General features: G+C 72.9%; 2 protein-coding genes. Both read right to left on the bottom strand.

Translation table 11 applies throughout. The features are described from left to right. A partial coding sequence (locus tag ACFU99_RS23125; RefSeq protein WP_384394907.1) for a lipopolysaccharide biosynthesis protein occupies positions 1 to 1,926 on the bottom strand: 1,926 nt, incomplete at its 3' end. 171 nt (positions 1,927 to 2,097) lie between these two features. Continuing rightward, the coding region (locus tag ACFU99_RS23120) for a polysaccharide deacetylase family protein (RefSeq protein ID WP_384394906.1) at positions 2,098 to 2,745 on the bottom strand (648 nt) is incomplete at its 5' end.

Genomic DNA, 2,745 nt, shown 5'->3' with positions numbered 1-2,745 from the left:
CGGCCCCACCAGCCGCTCGAACCGCTCCAGCCGCTCGGACCGCGCCGATTCCTCCAGCCGCTCGGACCGCGCCGATTTCTCCAGCCGCTCAGGCCGCGCGGGTTCCTCCAGTCGATCCGACCGCGCAGGTCCCTCCGGCCTCTCCAGCACCTCAGACCTCTCCGATTCGTCTGGCTTCTCCGGCTTCTCCGGCTTCTCTGGTTTCTCTGGTTTCCCCAGCCCTTCGGGCTTCTTCAGCCCCTCGGACGACCGCCGCCAAGGGTTCGTCCCCAGCGGCAGCGTCGAGCGCAGCGTGTGCGCCCACTTCGGACCGCCGTCCTGCGACGGCATCGGCGGCTCCCCGATGCCCTCGGGCGTGTGCCGCACGTCCGGCCGCCGCTCCGGATGGTCGAAGTCCAGCCGCACCCCGAGCGGCACCGTGTCGGCGTCCAGCGCCTGCCGCAGCGCCCACCGCGTGCCGTACGCGCCGGTCTTCTCCTCGCCCGCACCGGGCCGGGGCCGGACCACCGTGCCCGCGTCCCCCTTGTCGCCGTCCACCGCCAGGTCCGCGAGGTCGCCGTCGGGCGCGGCCACCTCCGCCGTGATCCTGGCGGACGGGGCCGCCGGATGCGCGGCGAGAATCCTGCGGAGCTTGACCGTCGCGATGGAGACGATCACCGCCAGGCTGGAGATCTCCGCGACGCCCGCGCCCGTCAGCCCCATGTGCGGCAGCAGCAACAGCGTGAGCCCCAGCACCAGGGCGCACAACAGCCCCTGGAGATAGGCCAGTCCGGACGTACGGCTCTGCGCCCGCAGCACCGCGAAGTAGACCTCCATCACCACGCGCAGCGCCGCGCCCACCGCGAACCAGCGCAGCAGCGGCGTCGCCGCCTGCGCGTACCCCGCGCCGAAGACCTTGAGGATGTACGGGGCCAGGACGAAGAGGAACACGCAGACCGGGAGCATGATCCGGGCCATCCGGCGCAGCGCGGCCCGGCAGTTCTCCGCCAGCCGCGCCGGGTCGTGCGAGCCCTCCACCGTCAGCGACGCGCCCATGTTGATGGCGAGCAGGTTGACGGTGCCGCCGATGGTGGTGGTGATGTAGAAGTACGCGTTGTCCGCCGAGCTGACCTGCGCGGCGACGATCACCGGCACCAGGTAGACCACGGCCAGTGAGAACAGCGAGCCGGTGTAGTCACCGGCCAGGAAGCGGCCCATCTCGCGGTACGGGACCGGCCGCGCCGTCTCCTTGGTGCGCTCCACATGGCGCGGCACCAGCCGCCGGAAGACCAGCCAGCCCAGCGGCAGCACCGACACCGCGATGGCGGCGACCCAGGCGACGAAGACGCCCGTGGTCGGGATGGCCGCCGACAGCCCCACCAGCAGCGCCAGTTTCACCGCCGAGAAGACGGTGTTGCCCACCGGCACCCACATCGCGCTGCGCAGCCCGGTCAGCACCCCGTCCTGGAGGGTGAGCAGCGACCAGGCGACGACCGCGATGATGAAGCCGAAGCCGTGCAGCGGCCCGTGCAGGAAGCGGTAGGAGGGCCCCCAGAAATTCAGCGTCAGCAGGAAGACGGACGCGGCGACCGCCACGACGACCGAACTCCCCGCGTACGTACGGAAGACGAGCCGCGCCGTGGCCCGCCCCGCGATCGGGATGAAGCGGGCCAGCGCCCCCGTCAGCGTCACCGCGGTCAGCCCGGCGAGGAGCTTCATCGCGGCGATGGCCGCCGAGCCCTGGCCGACCGAGTCCGCCGAGTAGTAGCGGGCGGCGACCAGCCAGTAGCCCATGCCGAGGCTCGCGCTGATGCCCGTGTTGAGCATCAGCGCGTACGCGTTGCGGAACAGCGGCGAACCGCCGCCCCGCCCTCGCAGCCGCAGCCCGCGGCCGGCCGGCCGCTCCTCCTGGCGCTCCTCGGTCCGGGTGGTGGTCGTGTCAGACACGGGCTTCGGCTGCCTTCCTCGAAGAATGCCTCACGCTGGGACTCCGGGCGGACCGGAGGCTCTCGCTCGCGGGATGTGTACGGCGCGTGCTGATCCCGTATGGCCCGTACAACCCGTACAACCCGTACGACCCGTATGGCCCGTACAGCTCATCGGTCGCCGGACGCGCGCTCACCCGCCGGGGCGCAGCCGCCGCGCGGCCCGGCGGGTCCGGCGGACGACGGCGTACCCCCTGGTCAGGGCGTGGTCCACGGCGAAGCCGCGGCGCAGCGCCCGGCCCTCGACGAGCCGCTCGAACTCCCCGATGTCCGTGGAGCGGCGCACCGTGACCCGTTCCAGGGCGTACGGGCCCTGCCGCCGCACGGCGAGCGCGTTGCCGACCGCCAGCGAGACGCCGAACCCCGCCTCCCGGACCGCGCGCCGCACCCGGCGGCTGGAGTAGCCGTACGGGTAGGCGAAGGAGACCGGCGGGCCGCCGAGCTCCAGGGCCAGGATCTCCCGGCAGCGCTCCACCTCGAACCGCAGCCGGTCATCGGTGAGTTGGTCCATCTGCGGATGGGTGTGGCTGTGCCCGCCGATCTCCATGCCGGCGGCGGCCAGCTCCCGCACCTGGTCCCAGTCGAGCATCAGATCCGGCGGCCCGTCCGCCCGGTGGTTGTCCTCGTACGGGCCGCGCAGCCAGCCCGTGGACGCGAACAGGGTCGCCGCGAAGCCGTGCTTGGCGAGCAGCGGGAGGGCGTGCCGGTGCACGCCCTCGTAGCCGTCGTCGAAGGTGATCAGCACGGGCCGCGGCGGCAGCCGGGAGCCGTCGCGCCATGC

This window comes from Streptomyces sp. NPDC057654, assembly GCF_042800135.1.
Classification (GTDB): Bacteria; Actinomycetota; Actinomycetes; order Streptomycetales; family Streptomycetaceae; genus Streptomyces.
The sequence above is the reverse complement of the archived record's forward strand: the minus strand, read 5'-3'. Positions and strand labels throughout refer to the sequence as shown.